Annotated in this window: 20 protein-coding genes; 13 read left to right on the plus strand and 7 right to left on the minus strand. The window is 75.9% G+C overall.

The window, feature by feature from the left end:
• Positions 1 to 44: 44 nt before the first annotated feature.
• Together IE170_RS02105 and IE170_RS02110 are read right to left on the minus strand one after the other, a co-directional pair.
• Positions 45 to 725, minus strand: coding sequence for a response regulator (locus tag IE170_RS02105; RefSeq protein ID WP_189807536.1), 681 nt, complete (start codon positions 723 to 725; stop codon positions 45 to 47).
• Positions 722 to 2,101 (minus strand): sensor histidine kinase, encoded by a 1,380-nt coding sequence (locus IE170_RS02110; RefSeq protein WP_189807537.1) that lies wholly within the window; start codon positions 2,099 to 2,101, stop codon positions 722 to 724. Before IE170_RS02110 ends, IE170_RS02105 begins: the two co-directional genes overlap by 4 nt.
• Positions 2,102 to 2,219: 118 nt before the next feature.
• Between IE170_RS02110 and IE170_RS02115 the strand changes: the two genes are divergently transcribed.
• Positions 2,220 to 2,768, plus strand: a complete 549-nt coding sequence (locus IE170_RS02115; RefSeq protein WP_229884554.1) for an HXXEE domain-containing protein — start codon at positions 2,220 to 2,222, stop codon at positions 2,766 to 2,768.
• Between the two features lie 169 nt (positions 2,769 to 2,937).
• Positions 2,938 to 3,333 (plus strand): hypothetical protein, encoded by a 396-nt coding sequence (locus tag IE170_RS02120; protein ID WP_189807539.1) that lies wholly within the window; start codon positions 2,938 to 2,940, stop codon positions 3,331 to 3,333.
• On the opposite strand, the gene IE170_RS02125 is transcribed toward IE170_RS02120, so the two are convergent.
• The 4 genes from IE170_RS02125 to IE170_RS02140 form a co-directional block, all read right to left on the minus strand.
• Positions 3,287 to 4,219 (minus strand): S1 family serine peptidase, encoded by a 933-nt coding sequence (locus tag IE170_RS02125; protein WP_189807540.1) that lies wholly within the window; start codon positions 4,217 to 4,219, stop codon positions 3,287 to 3,289. The two genes, IE170_RS02120 and IE170_RS02125, sit on opposite strands and share 47 nt — an antisense overlap.
• 24 nt (positions 4,220 to 4,243) lie before the next feature.
• Positions 4,244 to 5,773 (minus strand): FAD-binding oxidoreductase, encoded by a 1,530-nt coding sequence (locus IE170_RS02130; RefSeq protein ID WP_189807541.1) that lies wholly within the window; start codon positions 5,771 to 5,773, stop codon positions 4,244 to 4,246.
• 281 nt (positions 5,774 to 6,054) lie between these two features.
• Positions 6,055 to 6,726, minus strand: coding sequence for a class I SAM-dependent DNA methyltransferase (locus IE170_RS02135; protein WP_189807542.1), 672 nt, complete (start codon positions 6,724 to 6,726; stop codon positions 6,055 to 6,057).
• An 11-nt stretch (positions 6,727 to 6,737) separates the two neighbouring features.
• Complete coding sequence (locus tag IE170_RS02140) at positions 6,738 to 8,279, minus strand: IucA/IucC family protein (protein ID WP_189807543.1); 1,542 nt, start codon at positions 8,277 to 8,279, stop codon at positions 6,738 to 6,740.
• 122 nt (positions 8,280 to 8,401) lie between these two features.
• On the opposite strand from IE170_RS02140, the gene IE170_RS02145 reads away from it, so the two are divergent.
• The 9 genes from IE170_RS02145 to IE170_RS02185 all read left to right on the plus strand — a co-directional run bounded on the left by IE170_RS02145 (position 8,402) and on the right by IE170_RS02185 (position 20,410).
• Entirely contained in the window at positions 8,402 to 9,964 is a 1,563-nt protein-coding gene (locus IE170_RS02145; RefSeq protein ID WP_189807544.1) for an IucA/IucC family protein, read from the plus strand.
• Between the two features lie 134 nt (positions 9,965 to 10,098).
• Entirely contained in the window at positions 10,099 to 10,875 is a 777-nt protein-coding gene (locus tag IE170_RS02150; RefSeq protein WP_189807545.1) for a GntR family transcriptional regulator, read from the plus strand.
• A gap of 317 nt (positions 10,876 to 11,192) precedes the next feature.
• On the plus strand, positions 11,193 to 12,125 hold the full coding sequence (locus IE170_RS02155) for a SigB/SigF/SigG family RNA polymerase sigma factor (protein ID WP_189807546.1): 933 nt from the start codon (positions 11,193 to 11,195) through the stop codon (positions 12,123 to 12,125).
• Positions 12,126 to 12,401: 276 nt separating this feature from the next.
• Complete coding sequence (locus IE170_RS02160; protein WP_189807547.1) at positions 12,402 to 13,457, plus strand: quaternary amine ABC transporter ATP-binding protein; 1,056 nt, start codon at positions 12,402 to 12,404, stop codon at positions 13,455 to 13,457.
• Entirely contained in the window at positions 13,457 to 15,256 is a 1,800-nt protein-coding gene (locus tag IE170_RS02165; RefSeq protein ID WP_189807548.1) for an ABC transporter permease/substrate binding protein, read from the plus strand. The genes IE170_RS02160 and IE170_RS02165 overlap by 1 nt, the downstream gene beginning before the upstream one ends.
• Positions 15,257 to 16,012: 756 nt before the next feature.
• Positions 16,013 to 16,261: a hypothetical protein gene (locus IE170_RS02170; RefSeq protein ID WP_189807549.1), complete on the plus strand. Its 249-nt coding sequence runs from the start codon at positions 16,013 to 16,015 to the stop codon at positions 16,259 to 16,261.
• A 39-nt stretch (positions 16,262 to 16,300) separates the two neighbouring features.
• Positions 16,301 to 16,999: a hypothetical protein gene (locus IE170_RS02175; protein WP_189807550.1), complete on the plus strand. Its 699-nt coding sequence runs from the start codon at positions 16,301 to 16,303 to the stop codon at positions 16,997 to 16,999.
• A gap of 60 nt (positions 17,000 to 17,059) precedes the next feature.
• Positions 17,060 to 17,413: a hypothetical protein gene (locus tag IE170_RS02180; protein WP_189807551.1), complete on the plus strand. Its 354-nt coding sequence runs from the start codon at positions 17,060 to 17,062 to the stop codon at positions 17,411 to 17,413.
• A 159-nt stretch (positions 17,414 to 17,572) separates the two neighbouring features.
• A complete protein-coding gene (locus IE170_RS02185) occupies positions 17,573 to 20,410 on the plus strand; it encodes a TIM-barrel domain-containing protein (protein ID WP_189807552.1) in 2,838 nt (945 codons plus the stop codon).
• 6 nt (positions 20,411 to 20,416) lie between these two features.
• Here the strand turns inward: IE170_RS02185 and IE170_RS02190 are convergent, their stop codons facing one another.
• Positions 20,417 to 20,956 (minus strand): DUF6817 domain-containing protein, encoded by a 540-nt coding sequence (locus IE170_RS02190; protein WP_189807553.1) that lies wholly within the window; start codon positions 20,954 to 20,956, stop codon positions 20,417 to 20,419.
• 176 nt (positions 20,957 to 21,132) lie between these two features.
• On the opposite strand from IE170_RS02190, the gene IE170_RS02195 reads away from it, so the two are divergent.
• Positions 21,133 to 22,041: a LysR family transcriptional regulator gene (locus IE170_RS02195; protein WP_189807554.1), complete on the plus strand. Its 909-nt coding sequence runs from the start codon at positions 21,133 to 21,135 to the stop codon at positions 22,039 to 22,041.
• A gap of 73 nt (positions 22,042 to 22,114) precedes the next feature.
• Entirely contained in the window at positions 22,115 to 22,378 is a 264-nt protein-coding gene (locus IE170_RS02200; protein WP_189807555.1) for a DUF6158 family protein, read from the plus strand.
• Positions 22,379 to 22,593: the final 215 nt, after the last annotated feature.

The raw sequence follows: 22,593 nt of genomic DNA on the forward strand, positions 1-22,593 counted from the left end.
GGGTGGAGGAGGCGCGGAGCGGTGCCGGGGAGGCTCCGGAGGGCTCAGTGCGTGTCGCCCGGCCGCACCAGCCCCGCCTCGTACGCGAAGACCACCGCCTGCGCCCGGTCCCGCAGGTCCAGCTTGGCCAGGACCCGCCCGATGTGCGTCTTCACCGTCTGCTCGGCCACCACCAGGCTGCCCGCGATCTCCTGGTTCGACAGGCCCCGGGCGATCAGCTCCAACACCTCCGTCTCACGGGGCGTCAGCCCGTTCAACCGCAGGGCGGGGTCCTTCCGCGGCGCCGGCCGCTGCTGCACGAAGTCCGCGATGAGCCGCCGCGTCACGGACGGCGCCAGCAGCGCCTCGCCCGCCGCCACCACCCGCACCGCCGAGATCAGATCGGCGGGCGGCGCGTCCTTCAGCAGGAACCCGGACGCCCCGGCCCGCAGGGCCTCGTACACGTAGTCGTCGATGTCGAAGGTGGTCAGCATCAGCACCTTCGGCCGGTGCACCACCCCCGGCGGCGGATCGAGGATCTCCCGCGCCGCGCCCAGCCCGTCCAGCTCCGGCATCCGCACGTCCATCAGCACCACGTCGGGCCGCGTCGCACGGGCCACCTCGATGCCCCGGCGCCCGTCCGCCGCCTCGCCCACCACGTCGATGTCGGACTGCGCGGACAGCAGGGCGGCGAACCCGGCGCGCACCATGGCCTGGTCGTCGACGATGATCACTCGGATGGTCAACTGGCTTCCTCAATGGGCGCGTCAAGGGGCAGGCGGGCGGCGACCCGGAAGCCGCCGCCGGGCAGCGGACCGGTGTCCAGCGTGCCGCCCGTCAACCGTACGCGCTCCCGCATCCCCACCAGCCCGTGCCCCGTCCCGCCGCCCGAGCCCTCCACCACCGGAGTGCCGTCCTCCGACGGCCCGTTGGCGACGACGACGAGCACCTCCCGGGCATCGTGCGTCACAGACACCCGGGTCCGCGCCCCCGGAGCGTGCCGCACCACGTTCGCGAGGGCCTCCTGCACGATCCTGTACGCCGACAGGTCCACGGCCGGCGGCGCCGCCCGCTCGGCCCCGGCCGCCAGCGACAGCTCCACCGGCTGCCCGGCCCGCACCGTCGCCTCCACCAGCTGCCGGATCCGGCCGATCCCCGGCTGCGGGGCACGCTCCCCGTCCGCCCCGCCGCTGCCCGCCCCGTCGCTGCGCAGCACCGACAGCAGCCGCCGCATCTCGCCCAGCGACTCGCGCGCACCGGCCGCGATCGCCGCGAACTCCTCCTGCACCGGCTCCGCCATGCCCGGCAGCCGGTACGGCGCCGACTCCGCCTGCACCGTGATCACGGACATGTGGTGCGCGACCACGTCGTGCAGCTCGCGGGCGATGCGCGCCCGCTCCTCCAGCAGCGTCCGCCGCGCCCGCTCCGCCTCGCTGATGCTCTCCTGCTCGGCGATCCGCCGCTGGGCGTCGCCGAGCCCGCGCAGCACGCCGGCCAGCGCGAGCAGGCACCCGGCCAACACGAACAGCAGGGCGGCGGTCTGGGACACCCCCTCCGGCGCCATGAACCCCAGCACGACCCCGACGGCCCCGGTCGCCAGCCACACCCCGACCATGGTCCGCGCCGGCTCGCGCAGCCCCAGGAACACCATGAGCGCCAAGTAGCCGACCACGGTCATCGGCGGCCACGGCCAGGAGTGGCCCGCGACCCGGTCGGCGCCCGTCAGCACCAGCGCCCCGACGGTGTCGGCGCCCAGGACCAGCGCCCACGCGGGAAGCGGCCGGGCCACGGCCAGCAGCAGCGGCACCGTCTGGGCCACGCCGAGCGCACCCGCCCAACCGCCGTCCAGCCCGTAGTCGCCGGCGAGGACCGTGATGGTCACCGGCAGCAGCGTCGCGACGAACACGGCGGCGACGGCGTACGGCAGCATCCGCTGCCACGCCTTCGGGGCCTGCGCGAACAGCGGCTCGCCGGGGCGGGCCGGTGCACGCAGCACCGCCGCGAAGGGGCTCGCCCCGCGCGGCGGCCCGGAGCCCGGCCCGGAGCCAGCCGCGGCGGCGGGCCGGATGAGGCGGCGGGAGGGGCGGGGGCTCGTGCGTGGCTCGTCGTCGCGATCGCTCATGGTCCGACCAGCCTATGCGCCGCCGCACGCGCCCCGGGTGGGTCACACCAGCCCCTGGAGACATGCCAGTTGTCCGAAAAACCACCCGTCCCAGCCCTCGCCCCGGCAGACTGGCCCGGTGAAGGAATCGAACAAGGTGACGGCGTCCGTCACGCTCGGACTGCTCGCCGCGTGGGCCCTCCACGACGCCGAAGAGGTCGCGACGATGGGCCGCTGGTCCCGCGAGCAGGTGCCCGTCCTGCGCGGGCGCCGCCCCGGCCTGCTGCCCGACCGCGTCTGGGACCGCCTCGGCTCCGTCGACGGCCGCGAGTTCGCGGCGGCGGTCGGAATGATGGCCCTGGTCGTCGGCGCGGCAGCGGTCGACGGCCACCGCACGGGCGGCCGGTCCGCCTTCTACCAGGCCTCGCTGACCGGCTTCGGCCTGCACGGCCTCGTCCACATGGGGCAGGCCGCCGCCGTCCGCGGCTACACGCCGGGCGTGGTGACCTCGCCGCTGATCGTCATCCCGTTCAGCCTGTGGGCCCGCAACCGACTGCGGCGCGCAGGCGTACTCCGCCCCACCCGGCCCCGGGACGCGCTGCAGGGCCTCGCACTCGCGGGCGCCGCCGCAGCAGGCGCCAACGCAGCGGGCCGCCTCCTGCTGCGCAGACTCCGCGGCACCCGCTGAGCACGGCGGGTCAGTCCTCGTCGGGAATGGTCCGGGCGCCGTCCCGTCCGGCCATCCGGACGAACGCGGGGCTGGTCGAGACCGCCGCGGTCAGCGGGACCAGGTGCACCGCCGGGCGATCCGGGGCCGTGGGTCGTTCCCCGGGGCGGGGGGCGCTCGTTGAGGCGGCATGGAGCAGTTGCCGATCACCGCGGCGCCGGGCGTCGGGGAGCGGGCCGACGCCGCGGCCGATGCCGCGTGCCACCTCTACGACGCCGTCGCGCCCTGGAGCGGCTCCGGGGCCGGCGGGTGGAGCCGTACGGCCGCCGAGGACGCCGCCGAGACCATCGAGACGACCGCGCACGCGCTGGCGCGCGTCCACCCGCGCGCCGAGGTCATCCTGGCGCCCGTCCACGCCGCCCTCGCCGACCTGCGCCGGCAGCTCGCCCTGCCGCCCGCCGACCCGCTGACGGCGGAGGAGGCACCGGCCCTTCCCCGCTCCGTCGGAAACCCGCGGCGGACCCGGTGGGTGCGGGTGGTCACCCCGACGCTGCCCCGGCAGCCGCCTGTCGGTACAACGTCCTGACCTCCGCGCCGAAGTACGGGCTGTAGGAGGTGTCGGCGGTGTCCCCGCCGGTCTTCCAGCCGCCGATCACGCCCACCACGTCGCCGGTCTCGGTCCGCTTGTCGAAGCGCGTCAGGAACGGGCCGCCGCTCGTCCCGCCCGGGTAGCCGGTGCAGTCGATCCGCAGGAACGATCCGGGGATGCCCGGATCGGAGCTGGTGAACCGCGTCGTGCGGTTCACGCACAGCCGAGGGCGTGCCGCGGAGGCCGGATAACCGACCAGCGTCACCTGCGGGTGCGCGAACGGCCCGCCCGTGACGAGGCGGTTGCCGCCGACGACGTCCTCCACCGTGAAGCCGTCCGCGTCCGGCCCGACCTGCGCGAACGCCACGTCCAGCGTCGCCGCCAGGTCCGCGCCCCTGCTCCGGTAGCGCGGGTCGATCCACACCTTCGACCGGCCCCGGGCGTCGCGCAGCACCGGGAACATGCCGTACGGCTGCGGGTTCTCGGCCGTGTACCGGGGGACGAAGGCCACCTGGCGGGCGTCCGTGCCGAGCAGGCAGTGGGCTGCGCTCAGCACCAGGTTCCGGCCGGGGGAGGAGACGACGCTCGCCGTGCAGAAGTAGGCGCCGCCGCCCTTCATGACGAACATCCGGCCGACCGACGGGATCCCGTCGAAGTCCTTGCCCGTTCCCGGTTCGGCCGCCGCGGCGGCCGCGGCGGGCCCGGCCGGGTTGACGGGGGCCGCCGACGCCATGCGGTCGGCCGTCCAGAACCGTTCCGCCTCCTCGGCGGACCAGCGGCCGGTCGAGGCCGGCCGGCCGCTGCCGGCCTCGGCCACGGGCGTCGGTCCGCCGGGCAGCAGCAGGGCGGCCACCAGCGCCGCCACCGTCAGCGTTCGTCGCATGCAGGACTCCTCGGTGCTCCTCGTTCACACGGCCTGGGGGAAGCGGAACAGCCGGCCGGGGTCGCGGGCGCGCCGCACCGCCTCAAGCCGGGCGAGGTTCGGCCCGTAGTAGGCCGCGCGCCAGTCGGGCAGCCCCGGGTCGGGGTAGTTCTGGTACGCGCGCCCGCTCGCCCAGGGGCGCAGGTCCTGCCAGAGGCGGTCGAGCCACGCCAGGTGGCGGGCCGTCACGGCCGGGGCGGCGGTGGCCGGCCAGTAGGCGAGGTACTGGGCGAGGAAGGCGCTGTCGCGGTGCACGAACGCGGTGGCGGCCGGCGCCGGCCGGTTCAGGGCGCCGCCGCACTCGCCGGTGAACTGCACGACCCCGGTGCCGCCGGCCGGCACCCGCTCCGCGTACGACCGCACGGCGGCCAGCACGGTGTCGATGCCGGCGGCGGGCAGCCCGGCCGCGGTCCAGAAGTCGGAGCGGGCCCCGTACGACTCGCGGGCGACCCGGCCCGCGGGAGAGCGGCCCGGCAGCCTGCCGGGCAGCCGGCACTGCCCGGCGGTGTCCTGCCCGCAGCCGGACATCTCCCGCAGGGTGTCCCCGTAGCCGCGCACGGTCGTGCGGACGTCCTGCGGGGGGCGGCCGACGAGGGCGGCGAGCCGGTCCAGCTGGCCGTCGAGCTCGGCGGGGCCGTCCAGGCACAGGACGCGGACGGCCGGGGGTGCGGGCGGGCCGCCGTCGAGGAGGAACTCGATGCGGCTCCAGAACGGTTCGGGCAGGTCCGGCAGCCAGCGCTGCCAGCCGTGCAGCAGCGCCGCGCTGTCGTTGTCCGCCCAGCGCAGCTCGGCGAGGGCGCAGTCGGGGGCCGGGTGGGGCGCGAAGCGGAACTCGGTGACGACGGCGAAGTTGCCGCCCCCGCCGCCGCGGAGGGCCCAGAACAGGTCCGGGTCGGCGCCGTCGTCGACGTCCCGGACACGGCCGTCCGGCGTGACGGCGGTGGCGCCGGTGAGGCGGTCGCAGGTGGCCCCGTACGCGCGGGAGGCGGGCCCGAGGCCGCCGCCGAGGGTCAGCCCGGCGATGCCGACGGTGGGGCACAGCCCGGTGGGGATGCCGAGGCCGCGGGCGGCCAGGGCGTTGTGGACGTCGCCGATGCGGGCGCCCGCCCCGACGCGGACGGCCGTCCCGTCGACGGCGGTCCTGTCGAGGGCGCCGAGGTCGACGACGAGCCCGCCGGCGCGCGTCGACCAGCCGGCGTAGCTGTGCCCGCCGCCGCGGGGGACGACGGGCACGCCGGAGCGGCGGGCGAACTCCAGGCAGGCGGCGACGTCGCCGGCGTGCGCCGGGTACGCGACCGCGGCCGGGGCGATGCCGTCGTAGCGAGGCTGGAAGAGCTGCCGGGCCTCCGGGTAGTCCGGGTCGTCCGGGAGGACCACGCGCCCGTCCAGCCCGCGGGCGAGGGCCGCGCAGTCGGGGCCGCGGGAGGAGCCGGCCGCCGCCGGCCGGCCCGCTCCGACGGCCGCGAGGACCGCGGCGGGCGCGCTGCCGAGGAGCCGGCGTCGGTGGAGGGCCATTCCTCCTTCCTGCCATCGCCTGCGCCGATCCCGGCGCAGGCGGCCCCCTGGCCCGCCGCACAGCCCCCCGAACGGCCCACGCCGCTGCCGGCCGGGCGCAAGGCGGCCCGCCGGCCGTGTCGTCTCCTGCTGATCCTGCCGGTCAAGCCCGCGCCGTCCGGTGCCTGCCCCGCGGCAGGGCTGAGCGTCGTCCGCGTACGGGGGCGTGCGGGCGGCCCGACAGCGCGGCGAGGCGCGGCGCGGGACGGCGCACGTGTGCCGGCACCTCCCGGCGGGGCTCCTCAAGCGGCGGGGTAGGCCTTGCGGGTCAGGAGGAAGCCCTGGGGGCAGTCCTCGCCGGCCTCGGGCTGCCGGACGAGGCGGGCCGACTCCGCGAGCCCGGCCCCGGACAGCAGTTCGGCGACCCGGTCCGGCGGCATCCGGTGGACGGTCAGGTCGACGGCGTGCCCGTAGGCGCGGTCGAGGCGCACCCGGCCCTCGCCCGCCTCGAAGGCGATCAGCAGGTGCCCGCCGGGCGCCAGGACCCGCGCGAACTCCTCGAACAGGGGCGGGAGTTCATCCGGCGGAGTGTGCATGGTGGAGTTCCAGGCCACGGCTCCGCCGAGGGCGCCGTCCGCCACGTCCAGGGCGCCCATGGCGCCCACCTCGAACCGCAGCCCCGGGTGGCTCCGCCGGGCCACCGCCACCATGGCGGGCGAGAGGTCCACGCCGAACGCCCGTACGCCGAGCCGGTTGAGGTGCGCCGTGATCCGGCCCGGCCCGCAGCCGAGGTCCGCGACGGCCGGGCCCGCCGCCCCCCGCGGCGCCCCGGACCGTACCGATTCTGCGAACGCCGCGAGCAGGGCCCGGTCGAGCGGTCTGCCTTCCAGGGCCGTCCCGAGCAGCCGGGCGCAGTCGACGGCGACGGCGTCGTAGGACGCCCGTACGGAGCTCAGGTACGCGGTCTCGCTCATGCCCCCGGAGACTAGCCCGCCCGGACTGCGCGCTCACCCCCCTCAAGGGGGTTGTCGAGGGCCGTCCACTGGTCGCCCGGGACTTCCGGGCTCAGCCGCATCAGGGTGAGGGCCTTCGCCGGCAGGGGGTCCGCCAGCAGCGCCGCCGTGTCGTCCGTGGCGGGCAGCTCCGGTGCCGCCGCGGCCAGAAGCCGGCCGAGGGCCTCCGCCGAGCCGGCGGTCGCCGCCAGGGCGCCCGCGACGAGGGAGCCGAACAGTTTCCGGCGCAGCGCCACCGGGTCGTCGGTGACCAGCCGGCCCGTGACCGGCGGCGCCGCGAGGCCGTGCCGGGCGAGCCGGGCCGGGCTGATCCGCACGTCGGCGAGGTCCCGGTAGACCAGCCGCAGCGGCTCCCCGCCGGGGGAGAGGACGACGAGCAGGTTCTGCCCGTGCGCCTCCAGGGCCACCCCCAGCTCCAGCACCCGCAGGCACACCGGCAGCGCGAGGCGCGCGAACCCGGCCTGCCAGTCCGCCGATCGGGCGAACGGGGCGAGGGTCAGCGCCGCGACCGGCACGACCTGCTCGCCGGCCGCGGCGTCCGCGTACGCCTCCGGGGGCTCGCGCAGCACCGCGGCCAGGTCCGGGCCGTGGGCGGTGGCTGCGGCGAGCGTCCGGGTGAAGTGCAGCCGCCCGTCCAGCCGCCCGGCGAGCTCCTGGGCGAACGCCGACACCGCGGCGGCCGTCTCCACCGAGTAGCGGGAGATGTCCCGGACGGAGGAGGTGAGGCGGGTGCTCAGCGCGGTCTTGACGTGCGCCCCGCCGCCGACCGGGCTCAGGGTGCGCAGGGCCATCAGCGGGTGCGCCGCGGCTCCGGGCAGCGGGACCCGGTCCGCCTGCTTCAGGACGTGCTCGGCCTGCCACGGGTGCACGGGCAGCAGGATCCGGCCGCCCTGGCGCAACTCCGCCGGCCACGCGCCCGTGACCAGGCATTCCGAAGCCGGCACGGACACCCCTGCGAGCTCGACCACCGGCCGGTGCTCCGGCGCGTACGCCAGCTGCTCGGCCACCGTGAAACCGGGTCGGGAGCGGCAGTTGGGGTGGTAGGGGTGGCCGTCGACGATCCGCTGCTCCCACTCCCAGGCGGACGCCGGCGCCTCCTCGGGCCCTTCGGGCCGGCCGGCCAGGGACAGCGCCAGCGAGGCCGTGCTGTCGTCCAGCTCCGCGGCGAACGCCTCGCCGTGCGGCACGCCCAGCGCCCTCACGAGCCGTCCCGCCTGCGAGAACACCGTCCCGTCGAGGCGGAGCCCGGTGACGTGCGGTGCGGTGGCGTACGGGTCGGCCGGCGGCCCCTCCAGGCGCCGCCCGTCGACCAGGAGGACGGACGTGCCGCCGGGGCCCCGCTCGCGGCGCACCACCCACGGCAGCGGCTCGAACGCCAGTGCCCGCCAGAGCCGGGTCAGCACGGCGGCCCGGGCGCCGCCGAGCGCCGCCCCGTACGCGGCTGCCAGTGCAGGGCGCACCTCGGCCAGTTCGGCGGAGACGGCCTCCTCGGCCGGGGAGTCGGGGAGGTTCATGCTGGGGTGCGACACCCTGTTCCTCTCACGGGACGTTGTGGTGATCACGTCATCATCGCGGATACTGAAGATCACGGCCGGGGACGCGCGCAGCGGACCTCCGGCACACAGGATGGACCCGAATGGAATCCGTGGACCTCAACGCCGCAGCCGACGAACTCGCCGCCGCACCCCTGCTCAACTGCCTGCTCAGGGAGGCGGCCGACCCCGAGGGCGGAGGCGTCCACCGGCTGCGGGCCACCGGGCGGCTGCTGCGGGTCCGCGGCGGACGCCGGCCCGAGCGGCCCGAGCTGCGCACCCCGGACGGGTGGCGCCCCCTCACCCACAGCGAGCTGGTGAAGCTCACCGCCGACGAGCTGTACCGGTACACGGGCGTTCCGAACGACGAGCTGCCCGTCGAGATCGCGGACAGCCGGGCCGCCGTGGCCGCGCTGCTGGCCGCCCGCCGGGCCGCCGAGCCGCCGCAGGACGCGTACGTCCGCTCCGAGCAGGCCCTCGTGATGGGCCACCCCCACCACCCGGCTCCCAAGGCCCGCGGCGGGGCGCCCGCGGCGCGCTGGCTGGCGTACGCGCCGGAGGCGCACGGCCGGTTCCCGCTGGCCTTCCTCGGACTGCGCGAGGACCAGGCCGCCGAGGAGGGCGGGGCGGCCGCGGCCGACGCGGTCGATGCGCTGGCCGGCCTCCTGGACGGACCGCGCCCGCCCGCCGGCTACCGGCTGCTGCCCGCCCATCCGTGGCAGCTGGAGCTGGTCTCGGGGTCCCCGGCGGTACGGGCGGCGTTCGCCGACGGGCGGCTGCTGCGGCTGGGCGAGAGCCGCCTGCCGGCCTGGCCGACCGCCTCGGTCCGCACCCTGTACGTGCCCGGGGGCGGCGGGTCCGGCGGCGGGCGCGGCGACCTGTTCGTGAAGTTCAGCCTCGACGTGCGGATCACCAACGACGTCCGCCGGCTGTGGCGGCACGACCTGGTGAAGCTGCGCCGTACGGACGAGGCCGCCCGGGCCGGCTTCGAGGCGCTGCGCCGGGCCGGTTCGCCGGCGGCCTGGCTGTCCGACCGCGGCTACCGCACCGCGGCGTTCGCCTTCGAGGAGCTGGCGGTGCTGGTCCGCGACGGGCTGCGGCAGCACCTCGTGCCGGGCGCCACGCCGGTGCTGGCGGCGGCACTCGCCGAGGGGTACGAGGGCAGCCCGCTGGCCGCCGCGGCCGACCCGGAGGCCTGGTGGCGGGCGTATCTGCGCCATGTCGTGCCGCCGGCGCTCGAGCTGTTCGCCCGGCACGGCGTCGTGCTGGAGGCACACGCGCAGAACACCGTGGTGGCGTTCGACGTCCGGGGCACGCCCGTCCAGGCACTGTTCCGCGACGCGGAGGGCGTGAAGCTGCCGGCGCACGGTGACCGCGCGGCGGCCTGGCAGCGGCTGGTGTACTGCCTGGTCGTCAACCACCTTGGCGGCGTGGGGGCGGCGCTCGCCGAAGCCCACCCCCGGGCCGCCGGGGCGGTGTGGCCGGCGGTGCGCGAGGAGTTCCGGCGGCACGCGGCCGAACGGGACCTGCCCGAGGCGGCGGAGCTGCTGACGGCGCCGTCCCTGCCGGCGAAGACGAACCTGCTGCTGCGGTGGACCCGAGCCGACGGCGCGGACGCGCGGTACATCCCGCTGCCGAACCCCCTGCTGGCGGACGCGGAGGAGTAGGACGGCCCCGGGCGGCGGGAAAGAATCCGGCCAAGGTGGAGGGAGGGCCACCCTCCTGTCTCACCGAGAGGTATAGACCAATGCTACGTTGGTGGAGACCGCGCAATCCTTGACCGACCGTCAGAGGAGAAGCCATGTCCTCGTCCCCGCGGGTCGGCGGCCCGGCCGCCGTACCCAAGTACCAGCGGATCGCCGCGGCGCTGCGGCAGGAGCTCCGGGACGCCGCCCACGGCCCCGGAGGCAGACTCCCCTCCGAGCGCACCCTGGCCGCCCGGTACCGCGTCAACCGGCAGACCGTCCGCGCCGCGCTGCAGCAGCTGCGCGACGACGGCCTGATCGTCACCGAGCGCCGCGGCACCCGCTCGGCCGGCCCCGGCCCGGCCCCGGCCGCGGCACCCGCCCCGGCCCCGCCCGCGGTGGCGCCCGACGCCGGCGGGCCGCCCGACGCCGTACTGGTGCAGAGCTGGCTCGCCCGCGTCACCGTCCCACCCTCCCTGGCCGCGCTGCTCGGCATGCGCGGCGGCGAACGGACCCTGGTCCACCACCGCCGCGAGCGCGGCCCCGCCGGGCAGACCCTCCAGCACGCCGTCACCTACATCTGCCCCCGCGCCGTGGCCGAGGCACCCGAGCTGGCCGCCTACCGCCGCGCCGCGGCCGTGCGGGACGAGGACCCCGGACCCCTCGACCGCTGGCTCGACCGCGCCGCCCGGGAGGGGCGCGTCGCCGAGACCATCACCATGACCCGCAGCAGCCGCCCCGTGTCCGCGGCCGCCGCCGGCGGCCTGTCCGTGCGCCGCACCCTGCACGACGACGCCGGCCGGCTCCTCGCCGTGACCGACCTCTCCTTCCCCACCTGGGACCGGCTGACCTTCCACCGCGACCGGGCGGTCAGCGGCTTCCAGGTCAGCTGACACGCCGCCCGCCGGCCGCCGCCGCCGGAGGGCCGCCGCACCGTACGCGAGGCCCCGGCACCCGCCGGATCCCCGGCCCCCGCGACCCGTACCGCCGCATGCCGACGCGCCCCACCCGTCGGCACGCACCTGTCGGCACACGCCGCATCCGCGCCCGGCCCGCATCCGCCGGCGGGTCCGCGCCCGAACGCACGCGCGTGTATAACCCGGCCGTGCATAACCGGCAAATCTTGACGTACCCCAGGTGGAGCGACAAACATCGGGTCGAAAGTCAAGGTCACGCGCCGCAAGCCGACAAGCCCAAGGAGCGCAACCCCATGCGAGCCCCTGCCCACACGCCCGCCGCCGAAACCGCCGCAGTGCCCCGCCCCCGCCCCGCCTCCGCGGCGTCCGGGATCGCGGACCTGCCGTGGATCGAGGAGCCGAGGGAGGTGGCACCGGCCGACGCGCGCGAGCTGTCCCGGGTCTTCTTCAGGCGGCTCCAAGAGCTCGAAGAGGGCACGCCGGAGCGGCGGTACGTCCGCAACACGCTCATCGAGATGAACGCCTCCCTCGTGCAGTACGCCGTCCGCCGCTTCCGCGGCCGGGCCGAGGCGGACGACATCGAGGACCTCGTCCAGGTGGGCACGATCGGCCTCATCAAGGCGATCGACCGCTACGACCCCTCCCGCGAGAACGAGTTCGCCACCCTCGCCATGCCGTACATCACCGGCGAGATCAAGCGGCACTTCCGCGACACCACCTGGGCCGTGCGCGTCCCGCGCCGCCTCCAGGAGCTGCGCATCGACATCGCCAAGGCGAAGGAGGAGCTGACCGGCACCCTCGACCGCTCGCCCACCGTCGCCGACCTCGCCGCGCACCTCGACCTCACCGAGGAGGAGGTGGTCGAGGGCCTCTTCGCCGCCAACGGCCACACCAGCGGCTCCCTCGACGCCCCGCAGCCCGCCTTCAGCGAATCCGGCGGCGACCCCGCCGAGGGCCAGACCCTCGCCGACGTCATCGGTGCCGAGGAGCCCGCCCTGGAGCGCGTCGAGGACATCCAGACCCTCGCGCCCCTGCTGGAGCGGCTCAGCGCCCGCGAGCGCCGCATGCTCCAGCTCCGCTTCGGTGACGAGCTCACGCAGGCGCAGATCGGCGCCGCCCTCGGCATCTCCCAGATGCAGGTGTCGCGGCTGCTGACGCGCGTCCTCGCCCACCTGCGCGCCTCCATGCTGGCCGACCCCGCAGAGGACGGCGCCGCCCGCGGCTGACGCCACCGCTGCACCGTCCGGAATGTGGCCGGGATCACATCGGCACGGACCGTTGGTGATCTTCGCCACACCGTGCGCCGCCCGTCCGCGTGAGGTGGGTCACCAGGGCGTTTGCCCTGGTTCGCGCCGGGCAGCGGGGCTACCGGAGCGCACCCCTCCGCCGGCCGCGGCACGGCCGGCGGCAGGGGGCGGGCGGATCCCGCACCGCTCCACGGCCCGCCCCGCACCCACCCCCGCGCCGGCACGGGCCGTACCCGTACGACCCGTGAGGTGCATGTGTCCACGCTGCAGGCCGAACACGTCTACAAGGTGTTCGGAAGACGACCCGGCGCGGCGGTCCGCGCGCTCCGAGACGGCGCGAGCCGCGAGGAGCTGCGCGCCGACGGAGTGACGGCCGCCGTGATCGACGCCTCCTTCCGCGTCGAGCCCGGCGAGATCTTCGTCATCATGGGCCTGTCGGGATCGGGCAAGTCCACCCTGCTCCGCATGCTCAACGGACTGCTCGAACCCACCGAGGGGCGCATCCTCTTCGACGGCCGCGACCTCACCGCGCTCTCCCGCCGGGAGCTGCGCCACGTCCGCTCCACGAAGATCAGCATGGTCTTCCAGCACTTCGCGCTCTTCCCGCACCGCAGCGTCCTGGAGAACGCCGCCTACGGCCTGGAGGTCCAGGGAGTCGACCGCGCCGACCGCGAGCGCCGCGCCGCCGAAGCCCTGGAACTCTGCGGGCTCTCCGGCTGGCAGGACTCCTGGCCGGACGAGCTGTCCGGCGGCATGCAGCAGCGCGTCGGCCTCGCCCGCGCCCTCGCCACCGACGCCGACCTGCTGCTGATGGACGAGTCCTTCAGCGCCCTCGACCCGCTGATCCGCCGCGACATGCAGGACCAGCTGCTCGAACTGCAGAAGACCCTCGGCAAGACCATCGTCTTCATCACGCACGACCTCAACGAGGCCATGCGCCTCGGCGACGGCATCGCCGTCATGCGCGACGGCCGCATCGTCCAGCAGGGCACCGCCGAGGACATCCTCACCCGCCCCGCCGACGACTACGTCGCCTCGTTCGTCCAGGACGTCGACCGCTCCCGCGTGCTGACCGCCGACGCCGTCATGACCGGCCCCGACACCGGCGCCGGCTGCTCCTGCGGCTGCCCGACCGTCACCGCCGACACCCCGCTCGCCGACCTGTGCGCCGTCAGCGCCCGCGTCCCGCACCCCGTCGCCGTGACCGGCACCGACGGCGTCGTCGTCGGCACCGTCGCGCAGGACCGGCTCGTCGCCTTCATCGGCGACGAACACCGGGCCCCCGTGCGCTGTGAGGAGGCGGCCGCCTGATGCCCCGTCTGAACCCCGGCGCCTGGGCCGACTCCGCCGTCGACTTCCTCCAGCGGCACCTGTCCTGGCTCTTCGACGCCGTCAGCGCCGTCGTCACCGGCCTCTACGACGGCATCCACGCCGTCCTGTCCGCCCCGGCCCCGCTGCTGCTCGCCGGCCTCCTCGCCGTGGCCGCCTGGTGGCTGCGCGGCCTCCTCGCCGCCGTGCTCGCCTTCGCCGGCCTCGCCCTCGTCGACTCCGTCGGCCTGTGGGGCGACGCCATGGCCACCCTGTCCCTGGTCCTCGTCGCCACCCTGGCCACCCTCGTCATCGCCGTCCCGATCGGCATCCAGGCGGCCCGCTCCCCGCGGCTCGGCGCCGCCCTGCGGCCCGTCCTGGACTTCATGCAGACCATGCCCGCGATGGTCTACCTCATTCCGGGCGTGGTCTTCTTCGGCATCGGCGTGGTCCCCGGCATCATCGCCACCATCGTCTTCGCGCTGCCGCCCGGCGTCCGCATGACCGAACTCGGCATCCGCCAGGTCGACCCCGAACTCGTCGAAGCCGCCGACGCCTTCGGCACCACCCCGCGGAAGACGCTCCTGCGGGTCCAGCTGCCGCTCGCCCTGCCCACCGTCATGGCCGGCGTCAACCAGGTCATCATGCTCGGCCTGTCCATGGTGGTCATCGCCGGCATGGTCGGCGGCGGCGGCCTCGGCGGCGCCGTCTACAAGGCCATCGGCAACGTCGACATCGGCCTCGGCTTCGAGGCCGGCCTCTCCATCGTCATCCTCGCCATGTACCTGGACCGGATGACCGCCGCCCTCGGCCGCCAGGTCTCCCCGACCGGCCGCCGCACCCTCGCCCGCGCCCGCTCCGCCGCCACCGGCGCCGCCCGCCTGTGGCAGCACCGCCCCCAGCCCGCGTACGCGGTCACCGCAGCGACCGTACTGGCCCTCCTCGCCGGCGGACTCCACACCTTCGGCGGAGCCGGGACCGGCACCGCGGCCGCCGCAGGCCCCGGCAAGGGCCGCACCCTCACCATCGGCTACATCCCGTGGGACGAGGGCATCGCCTCCACCTACCTGTGGAAGGAGCTGCTGGAGCGCCGCGGCTTCCGCGTCGAAGCCCGCCAACTGGAGCTCGGCGCGCTCTTCACCGGCCTCGCCGGCGGACGCGTCGACTTCCAGACCGACGCCTGGCTGCCCGTGACGCAGGCCTCGTACTGGGAGAAGTACGGGAACCGGATCGACGACCTCGGCGCCTGGTACGGGCCGACCTCCGTCGAGCTGACCGTCCCCTCCTACATGAAGGACGTCCGCTCCCTCGCCGACCTCAAGGGCAAGGGCGACCGGTTCAAGGGCCGCATCATCGGCATCGAGCCCAGCGCGGGCGCGATGGGCATCCTCAAGGAGCGGGTCCTGAAGGAGTACGGACTGGAGGGCGAGTACGAGGTCGTCGACGGCTCGACGCCCGGCATGCTCGCCGAACTCCAGCGCGCCCAGGCCAAGCAGGAGCCCGTCGTCGTCACCCTGTGGTCCCCGCACTGGGCGTACGCCTCGTACGACCTGCGCAAGCTGGAGGACCCCCGCAAGGCCTGGGGCCGGGGCGACGGCATCCACACCCTCGCCCGGAAGGGCTTCGCCGAGGACGAACCCGAAGTGGCGGCCTGGCTGCGCTCGTTCAAGCTGGACGAGAAGCAGCTGACCGGCCTGGAGGCGAAGATCCAGGCGGGCGGCAAGGGCAAGGAGCAGGAGGCGGTCCGCGCCTGGCTCGCCGAACACCCGGAGGTCGCCGAGGCGGCGACCACGACCGCCTGACGCCGCCCCGCCCGCCCACCCCGCGACCGCCCGCGGCCCCCCTTCTCGTGCGGGGCCGCGGGCGCGTCCTCGGGACGCCGGGCCGCCGCCGACGCCGGCGGGTACGGGCACCCGGGCACGGGGACGCGCCGAAGGGCCCGTGCCGGCGACGGGGCGCGCAGCGGTGCGCGGCCGCGGGCGCAAGGGCCGCCGGGGGGAACGGTCGGGCAGCGCCGCCACGGCGGCCCTGGGTACCTCCGACGCGGACGAGTACGTCGTCGCCGCGCTCCGCTCCGAGGCGTGCGGCTTCCTGCCCGAGGACGTCCCGCGGAGGCGCCGCTCCCGGCCGTTCGCGTCCTGCACGCCGGGGAGGCGGCGGCCGCGCCGCGGCTGCCGATGCGGCTCGTCGCCGCCTGCGCCCGCCCCCGCCTCCGGGGCGGGCCGCGGGAGCCGCCCCGTCCGCGCCCGCGGACGCCGCCGGGCTGACGCCGCGCGAGCGGGACATCTGCCGGCTGGTCGCGGCCCGCCCGGACGACGCGGGGATCGCGGCGGGGGCCGGGGCCCGGCGACCGTGGGGAACCACGTCACCGGCGTCTTCGCCGAGCTCGCGGTCCACGACCGGGCCCATGCCCTCGTCGCGGCGTGCGAGCCGGGGCCGGCGGGGGCCGGGGGCGCGGGCGCCGCGCGCCGACCGGTGCGGCAGGGGACCCGCCCGTGCACGGCGGGCCGGTCCGTGGCACAGTGCCTGCACGACGTCCGCCGGGACCAGGAGCCGCCATGCCCGATCCGCACCCCGTGCCGCCGCTCGCGGCGGTCCCGGAGCGCGCCCCGGAGAGCGGGCCCGAGCCGGGCCCGCTGCCGCGCTGCCCCGTGTGCGCGCACCTGCCGGAACGTATCTCCTGGCGGCAGCAGCCCGGCCGCCCGGTGGTGCTCGCCTTCGACCCGTGCGGCCACCGGCACACTTCACCGGCCGCGCCCGTCCTGGCCGTCACGCCGCCCCGCCCGCCGGCACCGCGCCGCCCCTGACGCCGCCCGGCGGCCGCCGGCGTGCCGCAGACTGGTGCGGTGATCACCGCCCGGCCCGTCCTCGAACTCCACCGCCTCGACGGCTTCTCCCTCTGGCCCGCCGCCTTCCCCGAGGAGCCGTACGTCCTCCTGCCGCTCGGCGCGGGCCTCACGCCCGCGGAGGTCGGCGCCGTGGTGGCCTGCCTGGCCGACGCCCACGCGGAGGCCTCCGAAGCCGGTGGGGAACCCCTTGCCGGCACGCAGGCGGCCCCGGTCCCGAGCCCGGACCGGGACCCGGCCGGATCGTTCCTGCGCGGCCTGCTCGCCGGCGGCGAGGACCTCCACCTCGCCGGAGGCGTCCGGATCACAGACACGACGACCGGTGCGGTCGTGGACCCGGGCTGCTGCCACGGCCTCCAGGAATGGGGCACCTGGCGGGAGTTCGCCGCCGGATCCGATTCCTGCTCCGTCTGGTTCGGCCACTCCCCGACCCCGGGGGCCCGCCTCGTCGGCGACATCGTCCGCCTCACCGCCGACACCGACTCCGCGGCGAGCCCCGTCATCGAGCTGCCCCTGCCCGAACTGCACCGCCTGCTCGACGACGTCGAACACCGGCTGCACGCCTTCCTCGCCCTCGTGCGGGACTGGGCGGCCCGCGAGGTCCCCGCCCACGCGGCCCCGCTGTACGCCGCCCTGGCTGCGGCACTCGTCCCCCCGGACCCGGAAAACCCTTGGTCAGCGTGGGTGCGGCGGCGGTAGCGTCCGGGGTCCCGGCAGGCCGCCACGGGGCGGCGCGTCCCGTACGGAAAGAGCGGCTCCATGACCGAGCGGCAGGCCACGACGACCCTCTGGCGCCCCACCGGCCCCGAGGAGCTGGAGCTGGTCCGCGCGCTCGACTGGCGCGGCTGGCCGCCCCGGCTGCCCGACCAGCCCCTCTTCTACCCCGTGCTCAACGAGGAGTACGCGGTGCGGATCGCCCGCGACTGGAACGTGCCGCACTCCGGCGCCGGCTTCGTCACCCGCTTCGAGGTCGGCTCCGCCTTCCTGAGCCGGTACCCCGTCCGCCAGGCCGGCGGCCGCACCATTCTGGAGCTGTGGGTTCCGGCCGAGGAGCTGGAGGAGTTCAACGCGCACATCGTCGGACGCATCGAGGTCGTCCACACGTTCACATGAGCCGCGAACGGCGGGATTGAGTCCGCGCCGTGCGCAAAGCTGCGTGAATGCAGCCGTCTTCGAGCAACTTCCTTCAAGTGATCTCGCCCGGGCGCTATGTTGCCATGCGCATGCCACATCGGTGTGTCCGCCCACACGGACCGCACGAGGAGCTGCCCGATGACAGTGATCAGCGTCCGCACCATTCCGCGCAGGCGACGGCGCAGCCCCCGGGCCGCGCTGCTCGCCGGACTCCTCGCCGTGGCGGGCCTCGCCGGCGCCGGGCCGGTCGCCGGCCAGGCCGCCGCGGCAGCCGCCGCCCCGGCCCCCGCGACGGCCGGCAACGCCACCGGCATCACCCGTTCCGGCAACACGTTCACCGTCACCTCCTCCAGCGGTGCCAAAGCCAGGGTGGTCGTGGCCCGCGCCGACATCTTCCGCCTCTGGCTCTCGCCCGACGGCCGCTTCACCGACGACCCGGCCGGCTCGGACCTGGCCCGGACCACCGACTTCGGCCCCGTCCAGGCCGCCGTCACCGACGCGGGCGGCCACTACCGCATCACCACACCCGCCCTGAACATCCGCGTCAACAAGTCGCCGCTGAAGTTCTCCGTCTACCGGGCCGACGACCGCACCCTCGTCTGGGAGGAGAGCCGGCCCACCTCCTGGACCGCCACCCGCACCACCCAGTACCTCTCCCGCGGCGCCGACGAGCAGTTCTACGGCACCGGGCTCCGCCTCGGCGAGTGGGCGCTGCGCGGCAAGACCGTCCCGGTGGCCGTCGACAACCGGTGGCGGGAGAACGACAACGCGAGCCCGGCCCCGTTCTACATGTCCACCAACGGCTACGGCGCCATGCGCAACACCTGGGCCCCCGGCTCGTACGGCTTCCACGCGCCGGCGGCCCTCGCGCACGACGAGAAGCGGTTCGACGCCTGGTACTTCACCGGGGACTCCCTCAAGGCGGTCCTCGGCGGCTACACCGACGTCAGCGGCAAACCGTTCCTCGCCCCGATCTGGGGCCTGGAACTGGGCAACGCCGACTGCTTCAACGCCTCCAACCCCGACTACCAGGGCGACCACGACCGCCCGCGCCACCAGACCACCCCGGACGTGGCCGGCTACGCCGCGGACGCCCGCGCCGCCGACATGCCCTCCGGCTGGTTCCTCCCCAACGACGGCTACGGCTGCGGCTACACCGAACCCCTGAAGGCGACGGTCGACGCGCTCGCCGCGAAGGGCTTCCGCACCGGCCTGTGGACATCGACGGGGTTGGCCCGCATCGCCGAGGAGGTCGCCGCCGGCTCCCGCGCGGTGAAGACGGACGTGGCCTGGATCGGCGGCGGCTACAAGAGCGCGTTCGCGGGCGTCCAGCAGGCCGTCGACGGCATCGAGAAGAACTCCGACGCCCGCCGCTTCGTGTGGACCGTGGACGGCTGGGCCGGCACCCAGCGCAACGCCGTCGTCTGGACCGGAGACACGCACGGCACCTGGGACGACATGCGCTGGCACGTCCCCGCCATCGCCGGCGCCGGTCTGTCGGCCCTCAACTACGCCGCCGGCGACGTCGACGGCATCTTCGGCGGCAGCCCGCAGACGTACGTGCGCGACCTGCAGTGGAAGTCCTTCACCCCGGCCTTCATGACCATGTCGGGATGGGGCGCCACCCATCCGGAGCCCGGCTACCGGGACAAGCAGCCCTGGCGGTTCGAGGAGCCGTACCGGTCGATCAACCGCCGCTACCTGCAACTGAAGATGCGGCTGATGCCGTACCACTACACGATGAGCCGCACCGCCCACGAGACGGGCGTCCCCGCCACCCGCGCGATGGTCCTGGAGTACCCCGACGACCCCGTCGCCCGCGGCAACCTCACCAGCGGCCAGTTCATGGCGGGCGACTCCTTCCTCGTCGCGCCCGTCGTCTCCGACACCGCCGTCCGTGACGGGATCTACCTGCCCGCCGGGACGTGGACGGACTACTGGACGGGGAAGACGTACGCCGGCCCCGGCCGGCTGAACGGCCACCGGGCGCCGCTCGACACGCTCCCGCTGTTCGTCAAGGGCGGCGCGATCGTGCCGATGTGGCCGCAGATGAACCACACGGGCGAGAAGCCCGTCTCCGTCCTCACCTACGACATCCACCCCCGCGGGTCCTCGTCGTTCAACCTGTACGAGGACGACGGCCTGACCCGCGCCCACCAGTCCGGCGCCTACGCCCGCCAGCGCGTCGACGTCTCCGCCCCCGCCTCCGGCGCCGGGACGGTCACCGTCTCCGTCGGCGCCCCGATCGGCAGCTACACGGGCAAGCCGGCCTCCCGGGGGTACGAGTTCACCCTCCACGTGCCGACCGCGCCCGCCCGGGTGGACCTCGACGGCGCCCCGCTGGCCCGCCACGCCTCCAAGGCCGCCTACGACGCCGCCGCGACGGGCTGGTTCCACGACCCCGCCGACCGCGGCGGCATCCTGTGGGTGAAGGCCGGCCGGAAGGCGGGCGCGTTCACCGTCACCGCGACCGGCACGTCCGTCCCGGCCGCCGAACCGGTCCCCGCGGCCTCCGCGCCGCTCCCGCAGGCCGACTGGCGCCTGCTGTCCGCGGACAGCCAGGAGACCGCCGCCGAGAACGGCGCCGCCGCCAACGCGTTCGACGGCGACCCGGCCACGATGTGGCACACCGCCTGGTCCGGCTCCGCATCCGCCCCGCTCCCGCACGACATCGCCGTCGACCTCGGCGCCCGCCACACCGTGGACGGCCTGGGCGTGTTGCCCCGCCAAGACGGCGGCGTCAACGGCCGCATCGGTCGCTACGAGCTGTACGTCTCCGACGACCCCGCGACCTGGGGCCCACCGGTCGCGACCGGCACCTTCCCCGACACCCCCGCAGCCCACACCGCGGCCGTCCCCGCCACGACGGGACGCTACGTACGGCTGCGGGCCCTGACCGAAGCGGGCGGCCGCGGACCGTGGACGAGCGCCGCCGAGATCACCCTCACCGGCCGCCCGGCTCCACCCGCCCGCTGACGCCGCTCAACCGCCGAGCACGGCCCGGCACTCCCGCCGGGCCGGCTCGCTCAACAGCCCCTCCCACCGCCGGAACAGCGCCGCCAGCTCCCCGCCCCACGCTTCCCGGAACACCGGATCGGTCCGCGCCAGGTCCAGCTCGTTGGCCGCGGTCAGCTCGGCGAAATCCCGCACCTCCTGCGCTCCCGGCCGGCGCTCCTCCCCGGTGAACCGGTCCCGGAAGACACCCCCCGCGCCCAACCCCGGATACGACACCCCCCGGTCGCAGCTCGCGTACACGTACGCAAGGCGCTCCGCCTCCGGGCCGACGGCCTCGGCCACCACGGCCCGCCGCCCGAGCGGCAGCAGCGCCGCCGGAAAGCCGTCCGTCCCGTACACCGCGTGGCACAGGCCCACGAGCCGCAGCTCGGGCCGCGCACCCCACGCGCCGAGCAGATCGCGGACCCGCCCCAGGTGCGCCAACAGCGTCCCCCCGGGATGCGCGACCCGCTCCGCGCCGAGCCCGCGCAACAGCACCAGCGCCCGCTCTTCCCGCGGATCACCCATCCCCGACTCCCCTCCCTCACGGGTCGGCACCCGCCCCTGCCCCGGATGCAGAGGCAGGGTTGCCGCCCTTGAATCCCCCCACGAAGGATCTTGCTCGCCCGCCCGGACCCAAGTCAATCCTCCACATTCCTTCCCACCCCCAAGCTCAACCTAAGGGCAGCGGCTACCCTCCCCGCATGACCCTCGACGACCTCCGCGTCTTCGTCGCCGTGTGCCGGGCCGGCAGCCTCAGCGCCGTCGCCCGCGACCTCGACCGCACCCAGTCCGCCGTCAGCCAGCACGTCCGCCGCCTGGAACGGGAGACCGGCACCAGCCTGCTGGAACGCCACGCCCGCGGAGTCGCCCCCACGGAAGCCGGCCGCATCCTCCTGGCGGCAGCCGCCGACGGCATCGCCGGCCTCGACGGCGCCCTGCGCCGCCTGGACGACCTCGTCCGCGGGGAGGCCGGCTCGGTGCGCATCACCACCGGCGCCACGACCGTCCGGCACTTCATGTCGGAAGCGGTCGTCGGCTTCCGCCGCCGCCACCCGCACATCACCCTGGAGTTCCGGACCGCCGACTCCAGCCGCAGCTGCTTCGACGCCCTCGCCGCCGACGACCTCGACCTCGCCTGGATCACGATCGGCGACCCGGTCCGCGGCGTCGAGCAGCGGCCCGTCATGGAGCTGCCGTGGGTGCTCGCCGTCTGCGCCGACGACCCCCTCGCCGCCCGCCCCCACCTCACCCCCGCCGACCTCGCGGGCATCCGCCACATCCGGCTGCCGGACAACTCGACCTCCCGCGCCCACCTCGACACCGCGCTGGCCCGGGCCGCCGTCACCATCCGCTCGGACACCAGCGTCGCCGACTGGGACACGGCCCTGCTCCTCGCGGAGCTCGGCCTCGGCCACGCCGTCGTCCCCGCCCTGCCCGGCTGGCAGGTCCCCGGCACGGACGGCCCGCTGCGCCTGGTCCCCATCCCGGGCCTGCCGCCACTGCCGGTCGGCTGGGCGGTCCGCCGCTGGTCGGCCCTGTCCCCGCCGGCCCGCCTCTTCGCCGACGACGTGGCCCGCACGTGCCGCGCGAGGGCCGTGCGCGGGCGGTAGCGCGCCCACACAGCCGAATACGGCACCACGGGCGATGATGGAAGGACCGGCCGATTCAGGAGGTGGTGCGGCCATGGCGGCACACGACGGCGGCCCGTCGGCGCGAGAGCTGGAGGAGGGCAGGCTCCTGAAGGAACTGGAGGCGATCCACCGCACCCGCCACGAAACACTGCTGCACGGCTCGGACGACGCGCTGGTCACCCACACGCAGCGCATGAACGAACTGGAACACGAATACGTACGCCGCCATCCGCAACGCGCCCAAACGGCCTCCCGCACCCGCTCGGGCGCCCGCGCCCGCAAGGCCAGCGACGAGGAGACGCCGGGGGACACGTAGGGGTGTTTCGGCGGCTCGGCCGCGGCGAAAGGGGACGGGGGAGCGGGGCGCGGGTGGGGCGGGAGCCGACGACACGGTGTCGGTGTCGTGACTGGGGGCTTCCCGGCTGCCCATCGTCCTTCCGGCGCGGGCCGGCCTGTCAAGGGCGCTCCCTGCGGTCGCGTCGCTCCGCGATGGCCTGACGGCCACCCTTGACAGGCCGACCCACACCGGAA

The organism is Streptomyces toxytricini (assembly GCF_014649915.1).
GTDB classification, from domain to species: domain Bacteria; phylum Actinomycetota; class Actinomycetes; order Streptomycetales; family Streptomycetaceae; genus Streptomyces; species Streptomyces toxytricini.